Origin of the sequence: Luteimonas sp. 3794, assembly GCF_031456825.1 — a bacterium.
Taxonomy (GTDB): Bacteria; Pseudomonadota; Gammaproteobacteria; order Xanthomonadales; family Xanthomonadaceae; genus Luteimonas.
The window spans coordinates 38,936-61,387 of record NZ_JAVDVJ010000006.1 but is presented as its reverse complement, the minus strand read 5'-3'; the positions used below and the strand labels follow the sequence as shown (position 1 = coordinate 61,387).

At 67.4% G+C, this 22,452-nt stretch carries 15 protein-coding genes; 7 read left to right on the top strand and 8 right to left on the bottom strand.

The features are described 5' to 3' along the window. Positions 1 to 10: 10 nt before the first annotated feature. The 4 genes from J2X52_RS10395 to J2X52_RS10380 all read right to left on the bottom strand — a co-directional run bounded on the left by J2X52_RS10395 (position 11) and on the right by J2X52_RS10380 (position 7,660). Positions 11 to 1,645, bottom strand: a complete 1,635-nt coding sequence (locus J2X52_RS10395; RefSeq protein ID WP_310152609.1) for a TldD/PmbA family protein — start codon at positions 1,643 to 1,645, stop codon at positions 11 to 13. A 463-nt stretch (positions 1,646 to 2,108) separates the two neighbouring features. After that, positions 2,109 to 3,740 (bottom strand): TldD/PmbA family protein, encoded by a 1,632-nt coding sequence (locus tag J2X52_RS10390; RefSeq protein ID WP_310152606.1) that lies wholly within the window; start codon positions 3,738 to 3,740, stop codon positions 2,109 to 2,111. Positions 3,741 to 3,939: 199 nt separating this feature from the next. After that, positions 3,940 to 4,683: a FadR/GntR family transcriptional regulator gene (locus J2X52_RS10385; protein WP_310152602.1), complete on the bottom strand. Its 744-nt coding sequence runs from the start codon at positions 4,681 to 4,683 to the stop codon at positions 3,940 to 3,942. A gap of 103 nt (positions 4,684 to 4,786) precedes the next feature. Next, positions 4,787 to 7,660 carry a TonB-dependent receptor gene (locus J2X52_RS10380; protein WP_310152600.1) on the bottom strand — a complete coding sequence of 958 codons (2,874 nt, stop codon included), beginning with the start codon at positions 7,658 to 7,660 and terminating at the stop codon, positions 4,787 to 4,789. Positions 7,661 to 7,939: 279 nt separating this feature from the next. Between J2X52_RS10380 and J2X52_RS10375 the strand changes: the two genes are divergently transcribed. From J2X52_RS10375 to J2X52_RS10345, 7 genes are all read left to right on the top strand, one after another. Beyond that, positions 7,940 to 10,159 (top strand): polysaccharide lyase 6 family protein, encoded by a 2,220-nt coding sequence (locus J2X52_RS10375; protein WP_310152598.1) that lies wholly within the window; start codon positions 7,940 to 7,942, stop codon positions 10,157 to 10,159. After that, a complete protein-coding gene (locus tag J2X52_RS10370) occupies positions 10,156 to 12,387 on the top strand; it encodes an oligoalginate lyase (protein WP_310152595.1) in 2,232 nt (743 codons plus the stop codon). The genes J2X52_RS10375 and J2X52_RS10370 overlap by 4 nt, the downstream gene beginning before the upstream one ends. Beyond that, positions 12,384 to 13,676, top strand: a complete 1,293-nt coding sequence (locus J2X52_RS10365) for an MFS transporter (RefSeq protein ID WP_310152591.1) — start codon at positions 12,384 to 12,386, stop codon at positions 13,674 to 13,676. Before J2X52_RS10370 ends, J2X52_RS10365 begins: the two co-directional genes overlap by 4 nt. A gap of 29 nt (positions 13,677 to 13,705) precedes the next feature. Beyond that, positions 13,706 to 14,461, top strand: a complete 756-nt coding sequence (locus tag J2X52_RS10360) for a glucose 1-dehydrogenase (protein WP_310152589.1) — start codon at positions 13,706 to 13,708, stop codon at positions 14,459 to 14,461. Positions 14,462 to 14,480: 19 nt separating this feature from the next. Further along, complete coding sequence (locus J2X52_RS10355) at positions 14,481 to 15,662, top strand: GDSL-type esterase/lipase family protein (protein ID WP_310152587.1); 1,182 nt, start codon at positions 14,481 to 14,483, stop codon at positions 15,660 to 15,662. Between the two features lie 141 nt (positions 15,663 to 15,803). Continuing rightward, positions 15,804 to 17,615, top strand: a complete 1,812-nt coding sequence (locus tag J2X52_RS10350; protein ID WP_310152584.1) for a DUF885 domain-containing protein — start codon at positions 15,804 to 15,806, stop codon at positions 17,613 to 17,615. Between the two features lie 418 nt (positions 17,616 to 18,033). Continuing rightward, complete coding sequence (locus J2X52_RS10345) at positions 18,034 to 19,701, top strand: alpha/beta-hydrolase family protein (protein WP_310152581.1); 1,668 nt, start codon at positions 18,034 to 18,036, stop codon at positions 19,699 to 19,701. Between the two features lie 207 nt (positions 19,702 to 19,908). On the opposite strand, the gene J2X52_RS10340 is transcribed toward J2X52_RS10345, so the two are convergent. From J2X52_RS10340 to J2X52_RS10325, 4 genes are all read right to left on the bottom strand, one after another. Next, positions 19,909 to 20,259, bottom strand: a complete 351-nt coding sequence (locus J2X52_RS10340) for a DUF190 domain-containing protein (protein ID WP_310152578.1) — start codon at positions 20,257 to 20,259, stop codon at positions 19,909 to 19,911. Then, positions 20,259 to 20,669 carry a CrcB family protein gene (locus J2X52_RS10335; RefSeq protein WP_310152574.1) on the bottom strand — a complete coding sequence of 137 codons (411 nt, stop codon included), beginning with the start codon at positions 20,667 to 20,669 and terminating at the stop codon, positions 20,259 to 20,261. Before J2X52_RS10335 ends, J2X52_RS10340 begins: the two co-directional genes overlap by 1 nt. After that, positions 20,666 to 21,070 (bottom strand): fluoride efflux transporter CrcB, encoded by a 405-nt coding sequence (gene crcB, locus J2X52_RS10330; RefSeq protein ID WP_310152571.1) that lies wholly within the window; start codon positions 21,068 to 21,070, stop codon positions 20,666 to 20,668. The genes J2X52_RS10335 and crcB overlap by 4 nt, the downstream gene beginning before the upstream one ends. 297 nt (positions 21,071 to 21,367) lie before the next feature. Then, positions 21,368 to 22,444 (bottom strand): substrate-binding domain-containing protein, encoded by a 1,077-nt coding sequence (locus tag J2X52_RS10325; RefSeq protein WP_310152570.1) that lies wholly within the window; start codon positions 22,442 to 22,444, stop codon positions 21,368 to 21,370. Positions 22,445 to 22,452 lie beyond the last annotated feature (8 nt).

Sequence of the window (22,452 nt, the reverse complement as noted above, 5' to 3'; positions counted from 1 at the left end):
TGGAGTCTCCTTAGCCGAGCGAACGCGCGGTGTTGATCACGTTGATGCCGTCGAAGCGGGCGGTGGACGAACCGTGCGAGACCGCCGAGACCTGGCTCGGCTGGCCCTTGCCGTCGAAGAACGAACCGCCGAGGCGGTAGTCGCTCTCGTCGCAGATCGCGGTGCAGGCGTTCCAGAATTCCGGCGTGCGGATCTGGTAGGCCACATCCTCGACCATGCCGGTGATCGCACCGTCCTTGATCTCGTAGAACAGCTGACCGCCGAATTGGGCGTTGTAGCGCTGCTGGTCGATCGAGAACGAGCCGTCGCCGATGATGTAGATGCCGTTCTCGACATCCTTGATCATGTCCGCGACGCTCAAGCGGGCCTTGCCCGGCGCCAGCGAGACGTTGGGCATGCGCTGGAACTGCACGCTCGACCACGAATCGGCATAGCAGCAACCGTCGGATTCGGTCTTGCCGAGGATGTGGGCCTGGTCGCGGATCGCCTGGTAATCGACCAGCTTGCCGTCGGTGATCATGTTCCAGCGCTTGGTCGCCACGCCTTCGTCGTCATAGCCCACGGCGCCGAGGCTGCCTTCCTGGGTCTTGTCGGCGAACACGGTGACGATGTCGCTGCCGTACTGGAAGCGCTGCTCGCGTTTGTCGAGCGTGGCGAAGCTGGTGCCGGCGTAGTTGGCCTCGTAACCGAGCACGCGGTCGAGTTCGAGCGGATGGCCGATCGCCTCGTGGATCGTGAGCCAGGTGTGCGAGGGGTCGAGCACCAGGTCGTAGCGACCGGGCTTGACCGACGGCGCCTTGAGCTTCTCCTGCGCCTGGCGGGCCGCGGCGATCGCGTCCTCGCGCATGTCGTAGGACTTGCTGTAGTTGGTCACGCCATTGGGCGAGACGATCTTGCCCGACGCCGCGCCGTCCAGATATTCGTAGCCCATGCCCATCGGCGAGGACAGCCCGCTGCGGGTGCGGAACTTGCCGCTGGCCTTGTCGATCGCGGTGACCGTCATCGGCGCCCAGATGCGGTGCACGTCCTGGTCGATGTAGGACCCGTCGGTGCTGGCGAAGTACTTCTGCTCGTTGACCAGAAACAGCGTGGAGTTCACGAAGCTCGCGCCCGCGCCCATCGCCGCGGCGTTGACGCCGAGCAGCAGTTCCACCTTCTCGGCCACCGGCACTTCCATGCCGTTCTTGGTGATCGGCGTGCGCCACGAGGCTTCGCCGACGCCCTTGACCGGCGCCAGCTGCACGGGCGCGGTCTGTACCTTCGCGTTCGCCGTCGCGATCGCCGTCGCCTGGCGCGCAGCCTCGGCCACGCCCTGCTCGGTCAGTGTGTTGGTCGCCGCGAAGCCCCAGGCCCCGCCCGCGATCACGCGCACGCCGACGCCGATCGACTCGGTGCTGACGACGTTCTGCACCTTGTCCTCGCGCGTCATCACGAACTGGCGCAGGTAGCGGCCGACGCGGACATCGCAGTACGTGGCGCCTGCGGACGTCGCGGCATTGAGGCCGGCATCGGCGAGCCGCTTCTTGAAACCGATGTCGAGCGTGGACACCAGCTGCTCGGCGGCGATGACCCGGCCGAAGACGGCAGGCAGCATCAGGCCGCCCGCGCCGACACCAGCGAGGGCGAGGAAGTCGCGTCTATGCAAGGGAGCTCTCCGGTAAACGGGTCCGCAGCGGCACTCGCCACGGACGGGGTTGAAGGCGGCTTCGCGTCCTGCGGGGCCACCCCGATTCTTGACGCGATGCGTGCGCAGCGTCCAGTGACTTTCGGCACAGGCGCGTGTGACGCGGGTCGCCGGGTGGGTGTGCGCGGCCGATGCGTTGGAAATGGACGCTTTAGGTCCGCGCAGAGGCGTTGCACTGCCTCACTGCCGGCCCTCACCCGACGCGCGGCGCGCATCGACCTCTCCCGGAGGGAGAGGTGCCGGCTCATGCGATGCGCTCAGCGCGTCGTGGAAGTAACGAAAAGCCTAACCCACGCACGGACTGAGCCCCTCTCCCTCGGGGAGAGGGGTTGGGGTGAGGGCAGACGACCGCATCAATGCGGACTTCTGCTAGCAGCATGGGTTTCGCTCCGCTCTACCCATCCTACGAAGCGCGTTGCACGCCTCAAATATTCCGCGCCGTATTGATGATGTTGATGCCGTCGAAGCGCGTGGTGGCCGAGCCATGCGACACCGCCGAGACCTGGCTCGGCTGGCCCTTGCCGTCGAAGAACGAGCCGCCGAGACGGAAGTCGCGTTCATCGCAGATCGCCGAGCACGCGTTCCAGAACTCCGGCGTGCGGATCTGGTAAGCGGCGTCCTCGACCATGCCGGCGATCTCGCCGTTCTTGATTTCGTAATACAGCTGCCCGCCGAACTGCGCGTTGTAGCGCTGCTGGTCGATCGAGTACGAGCCGCGGCCGTGGATGTACAGGCCGCGCTCCACGTTGCCGATCATCTCGCGCACGGTCAGCGGCGCCTTACCCGGCGCCAGCGAGACGTTGGGCATGCGCTGGAACTGCACGCTCGACCACGCATCCGCGTAGCTGCAACCATCCGACTCGGTCTTGCCGAGGATGTGCGCCTGGTCGCGCGTGGTCTGGTAGTCGACCAGGATGCCGTCCTTGACCAGATCCCAGCGCTTGCACTGCACGCCCTCGTCGTCGTAACCAACCGCGCCGAGGCTGCCCGGCTGGGTCTTGTCGGCAAAGAAGTTGACGATGTCGCTGCCCCAGCGATAGCCCTCGTCGCGCTTGTCGAGCGTGGCGAAGCTGGTGCCGGCGTAGTTGGCCTCGTAGCCGAGCACGCGGTCGAGTTCCAGCGGATGGCCAACGTTCTCGTGAATGGTCAAAAACAGGTTCGACGGATCGAGCACGAGGTCGTAGCGGCCCGGCCGCACCGAAGGCGCCGAGAGCTTCTCGCGTGCTTGCCGCGCCGCGGCCGCGGCATCTGCGCGCATGTCGTAGGCCTGCCCGTAGGCGGTCACGCCGCCCGGCAGTTCGAAGCGCTGCGCGGGATCGGGCGACAGGTATTCATAGCACAGACCCATCGGCGCCGACAGGCCATCGCGGGTGCGGAACTTGCCGCTGGCCTTGTCGACGGCGGTGACGGTGAACGGCGCCCAGATCCGGTGCACGTCCTGGTCGATGTAGGAGCCGTCGGTGCTGGCGAAGTACTTCTGCTCGTTGACCAGGAACAGCCGCGAACTCACGAAGTCCGCGCCTTCCGCAGTCGCCGCCGCATTGACCTCCATCAGCAGCGAGACCTTCTCCTCCAGCGGCACCGCCATGCCGTTGCGGCGCACCGGTGTGGCCCATGACACGTCGCCGACGCCGCGCACCGGGGCCAGTTGCACTGGCTCGGTCTGGATGCGTGCATTGGCTTTCGCGATCGCCAGCGCCTGCCGTGTGGCCTCGGCAATCCCGTCGGGATCGAGCGCACGCGTGGCCGCGAAGCCCCAGGCACCGTTGGCGATCACGCGGATGCCGACGCCGGTCGATTCCTCGTTGACCACGTTTTCCACCCGCGTCTCGCGGGTCATCACGTACTGGCGCAGATAACGGCCTATGCGCACATCGCAATAGCTGCCACCGCCATCGCGCGACGCTTGCAGGGCGACATCGGCGAGCCGCTTCTTGAGCGCCGGATCGAGCGTACTGGTCAACTCTTCCGCCGCGATCGCGCGGCCGATACCGCCGGGCAACAACAGGCTGCCGAGCCCGATTCCACCGTAGGCCATGAAGTCACGACGCCGCATTGCACTCTCCCCGCGGCGATGGCCGCACACCGCCCGATTCTTCGGTGCGTTCCACGTGCACGTCAAATCGCAGGGGCCGCGCCGGGTCAAAACGCATTGAACAGATCAAGGGCGGCGCGCAATCAATCGCCCATCGGCTGCCGGCTTTGCGAAGGAGAGAACAATCCGGTGGCAAATCAGCGGCGATGCCGCGACAGGCTCAGAGCCCAGTGGTGGCCATGAACCGTTCGCGATCCTGCTGGGTGCGTCGACGGATTTCAGCCAGTGCTTCGCTCTCCGTCGCCTCGAGCATCGATTCGAACAGCCGCTGGAAGTGATTGCGCATGGCCGTGCGCGCGCCGGCCGGGTCGCGGCGACGCAGCGCATCGAAGATCGCCATGTGTTCCTCGCGGCGGGTGTCGCCGTCGTCGTGGCAGACCCTGGCATGCACCTCGCGCACGCGCGGCACTTCGCCGCGGATGCGCCAGATCAGCTGCACGCAGTGCTCGACCACCGGATTGCCGGCGATGCGGGCGATGGCCAGATGGAAGCGGCGGTCGGCCTCGCTGACCGCCTCGGTGCTGGCAGCCGGATCCGACAACGCCAGGACAAGGGTTTCCAGTTCGCACAGGTCGGCATCGGTGACGCGGCTGGCCGCCATCGCCGCCGCCTCGGCCTCGATCACCGCACGCGCGGCGGTCAGGTCGAACGCGGTCACATCCGGCAGCCCGCCGGGCGCCTGCGCCGAGCGCGCCTTGACGTAGACGCCGGAACCGATCCGGATGCTGATCAGCCCCCGCGCCTCCAGCGCGATCTCCGCTTCGCGGACCGTGACCCGGCTGACGCCGAAACGTTCGGCCAGGTCGCGTTCGCCCGGTAGGCGCGAACCGGGCGGAAACTCGCCACGGTCGATCAGCTTGCGGATCTCGCCGGCGATGGTCTGGTAGAGGCGGTTCTCGGACATTCGAGCTGAACCCTGTCTGGTGTCTTGCGCATCAGCCCGGCATGTGACGCGGGCCTGATCCGACTCGAACAAACGGCGCGGCCGGAGGGCCGCGCCGCTGCGTTCAGAACCGGTATCGTACACCCAAAAACGCGCGTCGCCCGTAGCTGACATACTCGCGGAAGTTGCCGAACGCAGGCTGGTAGGCCACGCGCGGCTCGTCGGTCAGATTCATCAGTTCCAGCGACAGCGACAGGTGGCGGTTGACCTTGTAGCGCGCGCGGAAATCGACGCTGAAATTGTCGTCGTAGTAGCGGTTGTGCTGCGAGGCGTTGCCGGTGAAGTCTTGGTAGTACTGCGAGCGGTACTTGCCGATGACCTGCATGTTGAAGCGGCCGATGTCCCAGTAGACCGAACCGGACGCCACATGCCGCGACGAACCGCTCAGGCCGGCCGGCGCCACGATCGCCGGCAGCACCGTGCCGTCGTCGGTGGTGCGTTCGCCCAGGCTGAAGTCCTGGGTCTGGTAGTCGGTGTCGGCGTAGTTGTAGCTGAACTTCAGGCCGAGCCCGTCGAACGGCGCGGGCAGGTAGGAGAAACGGTGCGCGGCGGTCAGCTCGAAACCGGTCAGCCGGCTCCTGGCGTCGGTGGTGATTTCGCGCGCCACCGGCACCACGACCGGTTCGCCGTCGATCACGAAGTCCTCGTTCGACTGGACGATCTCGGTGCCGCCGTTGAACTGCTTCCAGTACACCGCACCGGCCAGCAGGGTGTCGGCGTTGACGTACCACTCCAGCGACAAGTCGCCGTTCCACGACATCATCGGCGTCGCCTGCGGGTTGCCCTTGGCGTCGACATTGGCCAACGCCTCGGCCAGGCTGGTGTAGTCGCCGCCGGCCTCGCTGATGCCCAGGTCCAGACCGGCCCCCAGGGCGGCGATGTCAGGGCGCGACATCGCGCGGAACGCGCCGACGCGCAGCAGCAGGTCGTTGCGCAGTTCGAAGGCCGCGTTGACGCTGGGCAGCAGGCGATCGTTGCCGGAGTCCTCGGTGAAGGTCGAGTAGGCGCCGGTCGAGCGCAGGTACACGGTGCCGTCCCCGTTGGCGGTCAGTTCCAGTTCCGAACGCACGCCGGTCGACTCCGCCTCGGTCCTGACCCAGCGCACGCCGGCGTTGCCGCTGAGCGGAATGCCGAACAGCTCGCTGCGGAACTCGCCCATCAGGTAGACGGAGCGGGTTTTCTCGGTGACGTCGACGTTGGCAGGATCCTGGTAATCCGGGTCCAGGCCGAGCGCGCTGGTGCCCCGGAACACCTCGTACGCGCAGGCCGGGTCGAAATAGGCCCAGCTGGAGATGGTGTTGCCGCTGGCCGAATCCAGGAAGTCGGTCTGCGGGAAGCCGGTGCGGCACGCGCGGTTGGCGGCGATGATCAGGGCCCGGCTGGCCGCGTTGTTCTGCGCGTAGTCGGTCTGCCGGGTCTGGTCCTGGTAGGTGTAGTCGGCCTCGCTGACGCGTGCGCCGGCCTTGACCCGGGTCAGGAAGCCGTCGGCCGGCAGGTAACCGACATCGAAGCGGCCGGCGCGGATGCGGTGCTCGTGGGCGGTCACCCGCGAGGTGACGCGTGCGGCGCCGGCGTAGGCGTCGTGGTCGTAGCGGTCGAACAACGGATCCAGGGTGATGCTGGGCACGTCGCCGTGCCAGTCCCAATCGTAGTTCACGTAGCCGGTGGTGCCGCTGCTGATGCCGGGCACGATGTTGCCGTCGATGTCGGTGCGGTTGGCGCGGAACCTGACCACGCGCTGGGTGTCGGTGCGCTCGGTGCGCGAGTAGGACAGATCGCCCGACAGTTCCCAGGCCTCGTCGGGGCGGAAGATCACGTTCAGGCCGCCGCCGGCGTAGTTCTCGTTGCGACTGTACACGGTCGAACTGCTGTCGATGGCACTGCTGCCGGTCAGGTGACGTGCGATGCCGTTGCCGTCGACGATCACGTTGCGGATGTTGCGGTTGCCGTTCGCCAGGCTGAAGTCGGAGCGGTTCTCATCCCAGTTGCGGTCTGTGTGCTGGTAGTCGAGGTTGATCTCAAGCTGGTCGTTCGGACGCCACTGCAGCGAGGCGAACTCGCTCTGGCGGTCGTTGCGCTCTTGCTTGAGGCGGTAGATCCGGCTGCTTGGCACCAGCACGTAGTCGGCCCCAGCGGCGATCTGCTGCGGAGTCAGCGGGACGCAGTTGGCCGTTCCATTGCCCGTCACCGGGCAGGGATACCAGGTCGACCCGGTGGTCATGCTCTCCTCCGGATCGGTGCCGTCCAGCGCCTGCACGCCGATCGACACGCCGAGCCTGCCGCCGTTGGCGAACGTGAATTGGTCCACGTAGCTGCCGGTGCCGCGCCAGCCGATCCCGTCCTTACGCGCGTAGCGGCTGTCGAACTCCGCCCAGCTGCCCTTGCCCTCGACCTGGATCGAGCGCTTGCCGTAGTCGAGCGGGCGCACCGCCTCCAGCGCCATCGAACCGGCCACCCCGCCTTCGATCAGGTCGGCGCGCTGGGTCTTGTAGATGGCCACGGTGTTGATCAGTTCCGAAGGGAACATGTTGAAGTTCACCGAGCGGTCGCCGCTGCCGTTGGTGATTTCGCGGCCGTTGAAGGTGGTGTTGCTTAGGTAGGCGCCGAGGCCGCGGATTGAGATCTCCGACGCGCCGGTCTTGTCGCGGGTGGACGAGGCGCCGGTCAGTGTTTCGATCGCGTCGGCCAGCGAGGCGGCCGGCAGGTCGCCGATGTCGTCGGCCGACAGCACGTCGGAGATGACCGTGTCGTCGCGCTTCTTGTTGATCGAGGTCTGGATCGACTCTCGAATGCCCTGCACCCGCACCTCGTCGAGGGTGGTCGGGTCGGACTGCTGCGCGCTGGCCGGGACGGCAGCGCCCAGTGTGGAGAGCAGGGCGGTACAGAGGATGCTGCGGCGCATGCCGGCCAGTCCGGTGCGCATGGTGCGGTGCTGCATGACGATCTCCCTCCCAGGATGATGGTCCGTTTGCACGGATGTCGGCCCGGAGCGTGCGATGCATTTCGACCAATGTCAATAAATTGGTACTAACCTTTCTATTGTCCATATTGCCTGACTAGATACGACTAGATATACGCGGTCGCAGCATAATTCGGTCTGGACAATTGATCTGATAATTGGACTAAATTCATGCCGTGAATTGGTTGACGATCGGTATCCCTCTGCTACCATCGGCCGCACTCGCACCGCACGGAACTGATCTGGGAGGGTAAGACCGTGACGAACCACCTCGGCCGCAGCGCGCGGCCATTCCTGCGTCACCGCCTGTTGCTGGTCGCGCTGGCGGCGCTTTCGACCCACCTTCAAGCGGCCGACCTGCTGGTCGCGACGCCCGAGGAGTATGCCCAGGCGGCGAAGGCGGCCAAGCCCGGGGACACGATCGTGTTAAAGGACGGCGAGTGGCGGGACTTCGATCTGCTCCTGCGCGGGCGCGGACAAATTGGCAAGCCAATTCGCCTGACCTCTCAGACTCCCGGCAAGGTGGTCCTGACCGGCCAGTCACGCCTGCGCCTAGCTGGCCGGCATCTGGAAGTGTCCAATCTGATCTTCCGCGATGGTCATGCACCCGGGGGCGAGGTCGTCGCGTTCCGGCGTTCTTCCACCGACTGGGCCGAGGACAGCCGGGTCACCGGCATCGTCATCGACGGCTACAGCAAGCCCGACCGCAGCCAGTCCGACCACTGGGTCGCGCTGTACGGCCGCAATAACCGCTTCGACCACAGCCAGCTATCGGGCAAGACCAATCTGGGCAGCACCCTGGTCGTGGTCCGGAACGAGACCAGCGGGCTAGAGAGCCATCACCGGATCGACCACAACTGGTTCGGTCCGCGACCGAACCTGGGCTCGAACGGCGGCGAGACCATCCGCATCGGCACCAGCCGCGATTCGCTGTCCGATTCGCGCACCCTGGTGGAGAACAACTGGTTCGAGCACTGCGACGGCGAGGTCGAGATCGTCTCCAGCAAGTCCGGCGGCAACATCTACCGCGGCAACGTGTTCTTCGAATCGCGCGGTTCGCTTGTGCTCCGCCACGGCAACGGCAACCTGGTCGAGCGCAACGTGTTCATCGGCAACGGCAAGCCGCACACCGGCGGGGTGCGCGTGATCAACCGCGACCAGGTGGTGCGGGACAACTACTTCCAGGGCCTGGCCGGCGATGGCTTCGCCGCCGCGCTGACCGTGATGGCCGGCACCAGGAACGCGCCGCTAAACCGCTACGGGCAGGTCGAGAATGCGGTGATCGAGCGCAACAGCTTCATCGACGTGCGCAGTGTGTTCCTCGGTGCCGGGACCGACGAGGAGCGCAATGCCGCACCGGTCGGCAGCACGATCGCGTCGAACCTGTTCATCGGCACTGGTAAGCGCGAGCTGCTGCGCACGCTCGGCGACCTGTCCGGCATCGCGTTCCGCGACAACGTGCAGAGCCCGCGCGCGTCCGGGGGATTCCCCGGTGGCGTGCAGGGGCGCGAGGTGACGCTGCAGCGGGCTGCCAACGGGCTGCAGCATCCGCTGGAGCTGGAGGGCGTCGGTGCGCCGCGCGACCTGCAGTTCATCGCGCGGCGAGCGGTCGGCGTGGACTGGTACCCGAAGAACGCTGAGCGCGTCGCACTGGACGGTGGACGTACGCTCGAGGTCGCGCCGGGCGAGGACAGCCTGGGCACCGCGCTGGCTGCTTCCGGGCCCGGCGACCGCCTGCAGCTCGGTGCGGGTCGCTACGTGGTCACGCGCACGCTGGAAGTGGCGCATCCGGTGAGCGTGGTCGGTCCGACCCGCGGCACCGCGCGGATCGCGTTCTCGCGGCCGGTGCTGTTCGACCTCCAGCGCGGCGGCTCGCTGCGCCTGGCCCGTCTCGACATCGACGGTGCGCTGGCGCCGGACCAGGCCGGCAATGCGGTGGTGCGCATCGCTCCGGGCTCGCAGGCGGCCAACTACGAGTTGCGGATCGAGGACAGCCGCATCCATGGCCTGAGCGTCAACGCCGGCTTCGACCTGATCAACGCCGGCAAGGGCAGCATGGCCGACCTGATCGCGCTGCACCGGGTCGAAGTGGCCGACGTCAGTGGCGCGGTCCTGTCGGCGGCCGCCGAGACCGACGACCTGGGGACCTACAACGCCGAACACGTGGAGATCGGTGGTTCCCGGTTCCGGCGCGTGGCTGGCCCGGTCGTCGACCTGTACCGGGGCGGCACCGACGAGAGCACCTTCGGCCCGGAGCTGATCGTGCGCGACAGCGTGTTCGAGGACGCCGGCCGCGGCGACGCCGCACTGCGGCTGCGCGGCGTGCAGCGGGCGGTGCTGGACGGCAACCGTTTCCGGCGCAGCGGCGACGTGCGCTTCAGCCATCGGGTCGGTGATCCGTCCCTGCTGGCATCCCGCAACCAGTTCGCCGCTGGCGGACGCATCCTGGCCGATATCCCGGTCGAGGCCATCCAATGAACAACGCATCGCCCCTGATCCTCGCCCTCGGCCTGCTCCTTGCCCCGGTCTGCATCGCATCGGCGGCCACTCCGTCGTCCAGCGCCGTGGCGCGCCAGGATTTACTGGCGCCTGTGCTGGTCACCGCGCCGCAATGGGAGCAGATGCGCCAGCAGGTGCGGCGCTACCCGCTGTTAGCGGGCGAGGCGCAGCGCGCCGAGCGGCGCGTGCGCGCGATGATGGAGGCCGGCATCGACGTGCCGGCGCCCCGGGACAAGGGCGGCGGTTACACGCACGAACAGCACAAGCGCAACTACCAGGCGATCCAGGCTGCCGGTGCGCTGTACCGGCTCAGTGGCGACCAGGCCTATGCCGACTTCGTCAGGGACATGCTGCTGCGCTACGCCGACCTCTATCCCACCCTCGGCCCGCACCCGCAGGGACGCGGGCAGATCCCCGGGCGCCTGTTCTGGCAGACCCTGAACGACTCGGTCTGGCTGGTGACCGCGGTGCAGGGTTACGACGCGGTGCGCGAAGCGATCGACCCGGCCAGCCGCGAGAGGATCGACACCCAGGTGTTCCGGCGCATGGCCGAGTTCCTGGCGGGCGCACCGGAGAATTTCGACAAGATCCACAACCACGCAACCTGGGCGGTCGCCGCGACCGGCATGACCGGTTATGTGCTGCGCGACCGGAGCTACGTCGATAGGGCCCTGATGGGCACCCAGCGCGATGGCGAGGCCGGCTTCCTCAAGCAGGTGGACCAGTTGTTCTCGCCGGACGGCTATTACGAGGAGGGCCCCTATTACCAGCGCTACGCACTGGCGCCCTTCATCCTGTTCGCCAACGCGATTGAGCGTAACGATCCACAGCGCGGCATCTTCCGGCACCGCGACGGCGTTCTGCTCAAGGCCGTCGATGCGCTCGTGCAGAGCAGCTACGGCGGTTACTTCTTCCCGATCAATGACGCCATCCTCGACAAGGGACTGGACACCGAGGAACTGGTCGCCGGCATCGGCATCGCCTACGCACAGACCGGTGATGCGCGCCTGCTCTCGATCGCTGAACAACAGGGGCGCGTCCTGCTGTCGCCTGAAGGGCTGCGGGTCGCCCGGGCGCTGGCCGAAGGCGAAGCCAGGCCCTTCGACTACCGGCCACAGCTGCTGCGCGACGGGCCCGACGGCACCGAGGGCGGTCTGGCGATCCTGCGCATGGGCGGTGAGAACGGCCAGACGCTGGTGATGAAGAACACCAAGCAGGGCATGGGTCACGGCCATTTCGACAAGCTCAACTGGCTGTTCTACGACAACGGCCAACGCGTGGTCACCGACTACGGCGCAGCGCGCTTCCTCAATATCGAGGCCAAGGCAGGTGGCATCTATCTGCCCGAGAACAGCAGTTGGGCACGACAGACGATTGCGCACAACACGCTGGTGGTGAACGAACAGAGTCACTTCGGCGGCGACTGGAAGAAGGGTCAGGCGCTGGCGCCGACACCGCTGTTGTTCGACATCACCGACGACACGCAGATCGCCTCGGCACGCATGGACGATGCCTACGCAGGTGTGCGCTTCACCCGCACCCAGGTGCTGCTGTCCCACCCGGCGCTTGGCGAGCCAGTGGTGCTGGACCTGCTGCGCGTGGAGGGCGACGAGCCAGCGCGCTACGACCTGCCCCTGCATTTCAACGGTCACATCATGGACGTGGGCTTCGAGGCTCGGTCGGCGGTGACCACGCGCCCGGTCCTGGGCAAGGCCAATGGCTACCAGCACGTGTGGATCGATGCCAGCAGCGAACCGAGCGCCGATGCGCGCAGCCTGACCTGGCTGCTGGATGGACGCTTCTACACCTACCGTTTCGCCAGCACCGCGCCCTCGCGCGCGATGATCGGCGAGAGCGGCGCGAACGATCCTGCATTCAACCTGCGCCGCGAGCCGATGCTGCTGCAACGCGTGGATGGCCAGGCCAGCACGACGTTCTACGGTGTGCTCGAACCGCACGGCCGCTACGACGGCACGGCCGAGACCGTGCGCGGCGCCAACAGCCGCATCGACCGCATTGCCCATTACCGCGGCGCCGACGCCGACGTGCTGGTGCTGCATCTCGACGGCGGCAAGACCGTCGCGCTGGGCGTGGCCGACGACCCCGCAGCGGACGCCGCGCACGAAGTCAGTGGTGATGGCCAGCGATGGCATTGGCAGGGTGGCTGGAAACGCTTCGACACGTCCACCGGCGAGGACGTGAAATGAAGGTGACCACCAACGCCCGCTCCTACGTGCGCTGGCTGATCATCGCCATGATCGCGGTGGCGACGGTGATCAACTACATCGACCGCAACGCACTGGCGGTGATGTGGCCGCAGATCTCGCAGGATGTCGGCGCGACCAAGGAAGACTATGCGCTGCTGGTTACGATCTTCATGCTGTTCTACGCCGCCGGCCAGTTCGTGTTCGGACGTGTGTTCGACATCATCGGCACACGGCTGGGCTTCGCACTGTCGATCGTGGTGTGGTCGATCTCCATCGCCCTGCATTCGGTCACCCACTCCATCCTGTCCTTCGGCATCGTGCGTGCCATGCTCGGCATCAGCGAGGCCGGTGCGTGGCCGGGCGCGGTCAAGGCCAACGCCGAGTGGTTTCCCGCGCGTGAGCGCGCGCTCGCACAGGGCGTGTTCAACGCCGGCGCCTCGATCGGCGCCATCGTTTCCGCACCGCTGATCGCGGTGCTGTTCCTGTGGCTGGGCTGGCGCGGCACCTTCATCCTGATCGGTGCGATCGGCTTCGTCTGGCTGCTGCCGTGGCTGATCATCTACCGCGCAGGCCCCGACAAGCATCCGTGGGTGAGCGCGGCCGAGCGCGCGTTAATCCTCGATGCGCCGGCCGAAGCACCGGCCACTCCCCGGGCGGAGTACCTGCCGACCGTGCGCCAGCTGCTCGGGCACCGGCAGACCTGGGGCATCCTCGCCTCGCGCTTCTTTCTCGATCCGATCTGGTGGCTGTTCGTGTCCTGGCTGCCGATCTACCTGGCCGACACCTTCGGTTTCGACATCAAACAGATCGGGATTTTCGCCTGGGTGCCCTATGTCGGCGCGATGATCGGCAGCCTCGGCGGCGGCTGGTTGTCCGGGCGCCTGATCGGCGCGGGCTGGAGCGTGGACCGCGCACGTAAATGGGTGATCACCCTGGGCGGCGCGATCATGGTTCCCGCCCTGATCGGCGCGGTGGTGGCGACCGATCCGGTCTGGGCGGTGCTGACAATCGCTTGCGTGCTGTTCGGCTTCCAGATCGCCATCGGCAACATCCAGACCCTTCCGGGCGACATTTTCCACGGCAAATCGGTCGGCTCGGTCGCGGGCCTGGGCGGCATGGCCGCGGTTGCCGGCACGCTGATCACCACCTGGCTGGTGCCGGCGATGACCCGCGAGTCCTATGCCCCGATCTTCATCCTGGTGGCGGCCTTGGTGCCGGCCTCCCTGCTCGCACTGTGGCTGATCACCGGCCGCGTCGAAAAACTCGACGGTCCCGTCGAGTCCCGCTGATTTCCCCCCACGCTTCACTGGAGCTTTCAATGACCCAATTCAAGGACAAGGTGGCGATCGTCACCGGCGGCGGCCGTGACATCGGCCGTGACATCTCGCTCAAGCTGGCGGCAGCCGGTGCGAAGGTCTGCATCAACTACGCCAACGACGAGGCCAGCGCCCAGGACACGCTCAAGCGGGTCCAGGCCGCAGGCGGCACCGCCATCGTCCATCGCGCCGACGTCACCGATGCGCAGGCCGTTGCCGGCATGGTGGCCGCCACCCAGTCCGCGTTCGGCGAGCGCATCGACGTGCTGGTCAACGTCGCCGGTGGCATGGTCCAGCGGCGTCCGCTGGCCGAGATCGACGAAGCGTTCTTCCACCAGGTGATGGACCTCAACATGAGCTCCGTCTACCTGACCACCCATGCGGTGGTGCCGCACATGCCCGAAGGCGGCGCGATTGTGAACTTCGCCTCGCAGGCCGGCCGCGATGGCGGTGGCCCGGGCGCGGCGATCTACGCCACGGCCAAGGCCGCGGTAATGACGTTTTCCCGCGCAATGGCCAAGGAGCTGGGCCCGCGCGGCATCCGCGTCAACGCGCTGTGCTGCGGCATGATCGCCACCCGCTTCCATGACGAATTCACCAAGCCCGAAGTGCGCACCGCCGTCGCCGGCAACACGCCACTGCGGCGCCAAGGGCGTCCGGAAGAGGCCGCTGATGCCGCCGTCTATCTGGCGTCGGACGCGGCCGGCTTCATCACCGGCGCCAACCTCGATGTCAACGGCGGCACCTACTTCTCCTGACCGCCCCGGGAGGGCTGCCATGCGGCGTTGGATCACTGCGTTATCGATCGCACTTGCCACCAGCGCCGCAGCGCTGCCGGTCCACGCCCAGGTCTGGGTGCCTGCATGGACCGCATCGCCGGCACCGGACCGCCGGGAAGGCACAGCGGAGGCGCCGGTACAGTTCGCACACCAGACGGTCCGCCAGGACATGCGTCTGGCCAGTTCGGCCACGGCGCTGCGTTTCCGCATCAGCAATGAACTGGGCGAGGCGCCGCTAAGAATCGGCGGTGCGTCCGCCCATCTCACCGGCGCCGCCACACCGGCAAAGCCGGTGACCTTCGACGGTCGCAGCGACGTGGTGGTGCCGGTCGGCGCCGCCCTGCTCAGCGACCCGGTGGCGATAACGGTACCCGCGCTGGCGGATGTCTCGCTCACCGTGTATTTCCCGGATGCCACAAAGCCCGCCGTGCGCCGCACCGCGCTACGCATCGCCGACGGCCAGCAACCCCAGGTCGGCGACGATGCGCCGCTGGCATACCGCCAGAACGTGGTCTCGGTGGTGCTCGCAGAACGCAGCGACACGCCGGTCGTGGTGGTCGCGCTCGGCGACTCGATCACCGAAGGCGCCACCGCCACACGCGGCAGCAACGGCGACTGGCCGGCACTGCTGGCCACCCGCCTGCAACAGGCCTGCCCCGACCAGGTGGTGCTGGTCAACGCGGGCATCAGCGGCAACAAGGTCATGGATCACGGCCGCAGCCACAGCGCACTGGCGCGCCTGGACCGCGACGTGATCGCGCTGCCGAACGTGGACCGCGTGATCCTGTTCGAAGGCATCAACGACATCCGCCACGACGGCGGCACCCCACCGTTGGCCGGCCGCAACGCCGAGGACATGATGCTGGGCTATCGCCAGATCGCCGAACGCCTGCATGCCAGCGGCATCGGCGCGATCGCCGCAACGATCACACCGTTCGGCGGCTCGGATCGCTACGAGCCGATCTCGGCCGCGACGCGCACCACGCTCAACACCTGGATGCGCAGCGGCCGCAGCGGTTTCGATGCACTGATCGACTTCGACCACATCCTGCGTGACCCGGACAACCCGGAATACTTGCCCGACGAGATCACGCGCGATCATCTCCATCCCAACGACGCAGGCTACCGGCGCATGGCCGACGGCATCGACCTGTCGCTGCTGGGGTGCCCGGCGCAGTAGCCGACCCGCATCGCGTGCGTTCGGATCTCGCGCATCCCGGCCCAGGTGCGCCATCGGCCGGCGTATCGACACGATCGGCACATGCATGCGCGCAGGCGCGCCTCTATGCTGCCCCGCTGTCCTACTGCCGGAATCGTTCGAATGCGCCGTTCCCTGCTCGCTGTCGCCGTGCTCACCGCCGCTCTCGCCGGCTGCAACCGCGAGGCGCCGACCACGCCCGCCACCACGCAGGACGGCGCGACCGCCACTGCGCCGTCGCAAGCCGACGCCGCATTCGCCGAACTGTCGAAGCGCTTCCTCGACGAGTCGATGCGAATGTCGCCGATCTCGGCCACGCAGATCGGGGACCACCGTTTCGACAGCGAAGTCGATGACGTGTCCGAAGCCGGCCGCCAGGCGGGGCTCGACTTCAACCGCCGTTACCTGACCGAGCTCGACGCGATCGATTTCGCCCAGCTCTCGCGCGACAACCATGTCGATGCGCTGATCCTGAAGAACACGCTCGAATACGGCATCTGGGACACCGAAACACTGCAGAGCTGGGCCTGGGATCCGCAGATGTACAGCGGCCTGGCCGGCGGCGCGATCTACACCCTGATGGCGCGCGAGTTCGCGCCGATGCCCGAGCGCCTGAAGTCGGCGACCGCGCGCATGGAGAAGATCCCGACAATCCTCGCCCAGGCGCGCGAGAACCTCGACCCGGCGCGCGTGCCTGCAACACATGCGCGCACCGTCGCCGCGCAGAACAAGGGCGTGCTGTCGCTGATCGAAACCTTCATCACGCCCAACGCCGACCAGTTGCAGGGCGAGGACCGCACGCGTCTCGACGCCGCGGTGGAAACCCTGCGCGCCGCGGTCGACGAACACCAGGCCTGGCTCGACGGCACCCTCGTGCCGAACGCCAAGGGCGAGTTCCGCGTCGGCGCCGACATCTACGACCAGAAGCTCAAGTTCGCGCTCAATTCCTCGCTCAGCCGCCAGGACATCCGCCAGCGCGCGGAAGCCGAACTCGTGCGCATCCGCGACGAAATGTATGTCGTCGCCCAGGCCGTGCTGAAGGATCGCGAAGGTGCACCGGAAACCCCTGCGCAGCCGAGCGAGGACCAGCGCCAGGCGGCGATCGAAGCGGCGATGGAAGTCGCCTACGCCGACAAGCCGGGCCGCGATGAAGTCGTCGATTTCGCCAAGCACACGCTGGATGTGGCGACAGAGTTCACCCGCCAGCACGACCTGGTCACGGTGCCCGACGACCCGGTCAAGATCATCCTGATGCCGGAATTCCAGCGCGGCGTCGCGGTTGCCTATTGCGACTCGCCCGGCCCGCTCGACAAGGGCCTGGACACCTACTACGCGATCTCGCCGATCCCCGACGACTGGGACGACGGCCAGGTCGATTCGTTCCTGCGCGAATACAACAAGCACATGATCCACGTGCTGACGATCCACGAGGCGATGCCCGGTCATTACCTCGAAGGCGCGCATTCGGTGAATCACCCCTCGACGCTGCGCGCGGTGTTCCGCTCAGGCCCGTTCGCAGAAGGCTGGGCGGTCTACACCGAGCGGATGATGGCCGACGCCGGCTATGCCGACAACGATCCGCTGTTCCGCCTGATGCAGCTGAAGTTCTATGCGCGCGCCGTCGCCAACGCGATCCTCGACCAGGGCGTGCACGTCGACAACTGGACCAAGGAACAGGCGATGGATCTGATGGTCCGCCAAACCTTCCAGCAGACCAGCGAAGCCGAAGGCAAGTGGATCCGCGCGCAGCTGTCGTCCACACAGCTCGCCACCTACTTCGTCGGCGCGCAGGAACACTTCGACGCACGCAAGGCGGCCGAAGCCAAGGCCGGCGAGGCGTTCAACCTCAAGCAGTATCACGACGCCATGCTCGCCCAGGGCGCCCCGCCGGTGCGCTTCGCGCGTCAGCTGATGCTGGACGAGACGATCGAGTAAGCGTTTCGGTTTCCGAACCCTTGATTGCGTAATGCCGTCGCCCCGGCGCAGGCCGGGGCCCAGTGATTTTGCGCCTGAAACGCGGTGATGCGGACGATCGATGCAATCCGCATCTGCGGCGCCGCAATCAACGCAATCTAGCGTCGACCCAACGAACCCTAGGATCGTCGCCCCAGCGGACGCTGGGGCCCATTTTGGTTTCTGCACGACAGCAAAATCAAAATGGATGACCAGCGCTGCGCGCCGTTGTGAAGCTCTCCAGCATGACCAGACATGCGTCTGTTGAGAGCCGCTGGGATGACGGCGTCTGGAGGCGTGCTGACAGACAGCAGATCGAGTTTCGGGTGTTCCGAAACGCAATTTCTTGATGACTTGCTCGTCGTCAAAGCAGAAGGCGCACCCGCGATATCATCGCGCCATGCCCACACGCGCCTCACTCCGCCACGCCGCCGCACGCATGCTCGATCCGCTGTGCAGCATGGGCCTGTGGCTCGGCACTATCTGCTTCGCCGCATCGCTCACGCCCAGCCTGATCCCACGCGATGCGCTGCTGCAGGGCGTGCTGTCGGGCATCGCATTCGCCGCCGGCTATGGCATCGGCGTGCTCGGACGCTGGCTGTGGATTTTCCTGGGATTGCCGCGACTGCGTGATCTGGCGATCGGGCGCGTGGCGACCGCGCTCGCCGTCGTCGTCTGCGCGGCGATGGTGATCGTGTTCCTGGCGCAGGCGTCCGGCTGGCAGAACGACATCCGCGCGCGCATGGGCATGGACGCGGTGGCGAGTGCGCGTCCGGTGTTCGTCGGTCTCGTGGCGAGCGGCGTCGCACTGGTGCTGCTGGTGCTCGGTCGGTTGTTTCGGGGCGTCGTACATTTCCTGTCGCGGCGCCTCGGCCACCACCTGCCGCGGCGCGTGTCGCTGATCGTCAGCGTCGCAGTTGCCGGCGTGGTGTTCTGGTCGATCGGCAACGGCGTGGTGTTCGAGGCCGGCCTGCGGGCGCTGGATTCGTCGTACCGGCAGCTCGATGCGGTAGTCGACACGACGCTCGAGCCGCCACTGGACCCGTTGAAGACCGGCAGCGAGGCATCGCTGATCGGCTGGTCCGGGCTCGGCCGCATGGGGCGTGCCGCGGTGGCCGCGGGCCCCACGCAGGCCGAGATCGAAGCGCTGACCGGCCTGCCCGCGCAGGAGCCGCTGCGTGTGTATGTCGGCCTCAACTCGGCCGCCGACATCCGCGCGCGCGCCGATCTCGCGCTGGCGGAAATGATCCGCGTCGGCGCGTTCGAGCGCTCGATGCTGGTGATCAACACGCCCACCGGCACCGGCTGGCTCGACCCCGCGAGCCAGATGGCGATGGAGTACCTGCAGCGCGGCGATGTGGCCACGGTCTCCATGCAGTACTCGTATCTCGCCAGCTGGCTGGCGCTGATGGTCGACCCGACCTACGGCGCGGATTCGGCGCGCGCCTTGTTTGCCGCCGTGCACGGCCATTGGCGCACGCTGCCGCGCGACCGGCGCCCGCGCCTGTATCTGCACGGGCTGAGCCTGGGCGCGCTCAACTCGGATCTGTCGGTCGATCTGTTCGACATCCTGGGCGAGCCCTTCGACGGCGCGCTGTGGGCCGGCCCACCGTTCCCCAGCCGCACCTGGCGGCATGCAACGCAAGCGCGCGACCCCGGCACGCCCGCATGGCGGCCACGTTACGGCGACGGCTCGGTCGTGCGCTTCATGACCCAGGACGGCGCGCCGGCCGGCAATGCCGCCTGGAGCGGCCCGCGCATCGTCTATCTGCAATATCCCAGCGACCCGATCACGTTCTTCGAACCCGGCTCGGCGTTGCGCCGGCCGGTGTGGCTGTCCGGGCCCCGCGCAGACGATGTGTCCGATTCGCTGCGCTGGTTCCCTGTGGTGACGTTTCTGCAACTGGGCATGGACATGGCGGTCGCGACATCGACGCCGACTGGCTACGGGCATGTGTTCGCAGCCGAGGACTACGTCGATGCGTGGCTCGCGACGACGGCCTCGGATGGATGGGATGCGCCGACGGTGGCGGCGTTGAAGGCCAGGCTGGCGGCAGAGGGGCTGTAGCGGCGCGCTTGCGGCTTCCACGGGACACGCGCGCAACGGGAAATCCACATGCAAGCTCGTCCGATCCGCGGACGCGGCTCGCGCCCATGTCGGAAGACGTTGCATCAGCCCGATTCGAAGCCGCGCAGCGCGGTGATCGCGGCGATACCCCTCACTGCACGGCAGCCTCTGCGATTCTGTCAGGCGCGCGCGATGCGCGTCCGCGCGTCAATCACCGGGACGCGACGCCGGCACTTCGCGATGAAGTCGCTGGACCGGCGTTAGCGTGACCGCGCAGCGGTCGAGCATCGGCTCGATCTGGTCGAGGAAGCGCTCGATCGCTTCGGGCGTGTCCACCAGTTCGACGATCACTGGCAGATCGTCTGACAGGCGCAGGATCTTGCCGGTATGCAGGTGGCTGGTGTGGCCATACCCCAATGCGCCGCGCAGCACCGTGGCGCCCGCGATGCCGAGTTCGCGCGCCTTGAGCACGACGGCCTCGTACAACGGCTTGCCATCGAAGGTCTCGGCTTCGCCGACGAACATCCGTAGCGATGTGCCCGGGGTGGTCTGTCTCATCACAAGGTCTCCTGGAGACGGTTGAGTCGCGCGCCGACCGCATGGCCGCCCCACACCGCCAGCAGCCACGCGCTGATCGAGACGGCCAGATTGAGGCCGGCCAATGCCAACGCGCCCGCCTCGACAAGGTAGAGCGTTTCCAGACTGAAGACCGAAAAAGTCGTGAAGCCGCCGCAGAACCCTGCCAGCAGGAACTGACGCTGCGCGGGCGTGGCGAAGATCCGGCCGCCGGGTTCGGTTACTGCGGCAAACAGGCCGATGAGAAACGAACCGACCACGTTGACCGCCAAGCTGCCCCAGGGAAAGCCCGGCCCCAGAAGTTCGAGTGCCGCCACCGAACAGCCAAAGCGCGCGACCGCGCCCAGCGCGCTGCCGAGCATCACCGCGGCATAGACACGCCCGGCACTCATCCCCGGCCCCAGACCTGCAGCATCAGCAGATACCCTGCCGACACCGCGGCCAGGCATCCGATCAGCGACGCGGCGACATTGCCCACGGCGCGTGCGTACTCGCCGTCGCGCAACAGCGCCAGCGTCTGCAGCGAGAACGAAGACACGGTGGTGTAGCTGCCGAGCACGCCGATCACCAGCCCGGTCCACAGCGATGCATGGAGCACGGCATGTCCGGGGCGGTCGGTCAGCAGCGCGGCCAGCACGCCGATCGCGAATGCGCCGCTCAGGTTGACCACGAGCGTGCCCCAGGGAAAGGTCTCGCCGATCCGGCGCGCAACCAGGCCCGACAGCCAGAACCGCGCCGCGCCGCCGAGGGCGCCCCCGATCGCGACTCCCATGAGCTGCAGCGCCCAGTGCATGGCGTCTCCTGTGGACGGATCGTCCGCGCGCCGCCCGGACGGACAGCGCCGCCGCACACTACGTGCGATGCCAACGGGTGGCAAGACGTCTGATTGCGCGGCAAGCCGGCATGCCCTGGTCGAGAACAGGCGTGATACGCGCGCCCGGCGCAGGCGCCTGGGTCAGACTGAAATCGCCGGGATACACGCATCGGGCCATGCGTGCGCGCCTGCCGCACGCGAATCCATCGCATGCCTGTCCTCAACTATCGCGCCCGCTGTGCCGTGTCGATCCGCCCCGACCGCATCTCACTGCCACTAGATGCGCGCCGACGCGAACGCTTCGCCCAGCGTCTGCACGTTTCCGCAGTAGCTCGGGTCGTAGCCCGGCAGCAGCCCGAGTTCGCGCCGGAAGCGATCGCTGCGCAGCAGCGTCAGCAGGTCGACCAGCCGGCCGGCGTCGAGCATGTCGCTGTGGCACAGGAAAAAATAGTGCTCGGTGATCAGCGGGAAGAAATCCAGTCCGTACTTGCGCGCCGGCGGTTCCAGCGCGAAGCCGACATCCGCCAGGCCGCTGGCGACATAGGCCGACACGGCCGCGTGGGTGAGCTCTTCGACATCGCAGGCGCGAATGCGTTCGAAAGCAATGCCGTGGCGCGCGAGCATCGACTCGAGCAGCAGCCGCGTGCCCGAGCCGGGCTGGCGGTGGATCATGCGGATGTCCGGGCGCTCGAGGTCCTGCAGCGTGTGGATGGCGCGCGGATTGCCGGGCGCGAGCACCAGGCCCTGCCGACGCATCGCCAGATGGATCACACGGTCGGCGTCGAGATCGAGACGGTCGCGGTAGTGCGCGAACAGTACCGGTTCCAGTTCCCCGATCGGCAGGTGCAGGCCGGCGACGTCGCAGGCACCGCTGCGCAGCGCAACCAGCGCGTCGTCGGGACTGCGGTACTTGAGATCTAGCGCGAGGCCGGCCTCGGCCATCGTGCGGCGCAGCGTTTCCACGCCGAACCCGTGCGAGGCATGGATGCGCAATGGCGTGGCGTGCGCACTGACGGTGCGCTCGAGCTCGGCTTCGAGCTCGGTCGCGAGGCTGTCGAGCATCGGCGACAGGCGCGCGGCGATACGGCTATCGGCCCAGACCAGCCGTTCGCCAATCGCCGTCAAACGCGCGCCACGGCCGCGGGTCATGCGCAGCAGCGGCTGGCCAAAGACCTCGCGCGCATCCTGCAGTTGCCCCCACGCATAGCGATAGGAGAGGCCGACCTTGCGCGCCGCCGCAGCCAGCGAGCCGGTGGCGCGGACTGCGATCAACAGCTCGACCAGGTGCGAGGGCAGCGTTGCGCCGGCGCTGTTCTCCAGCTCCCAGCGCGGCTGGACGCGGACCTTGTACATCGGCGCTT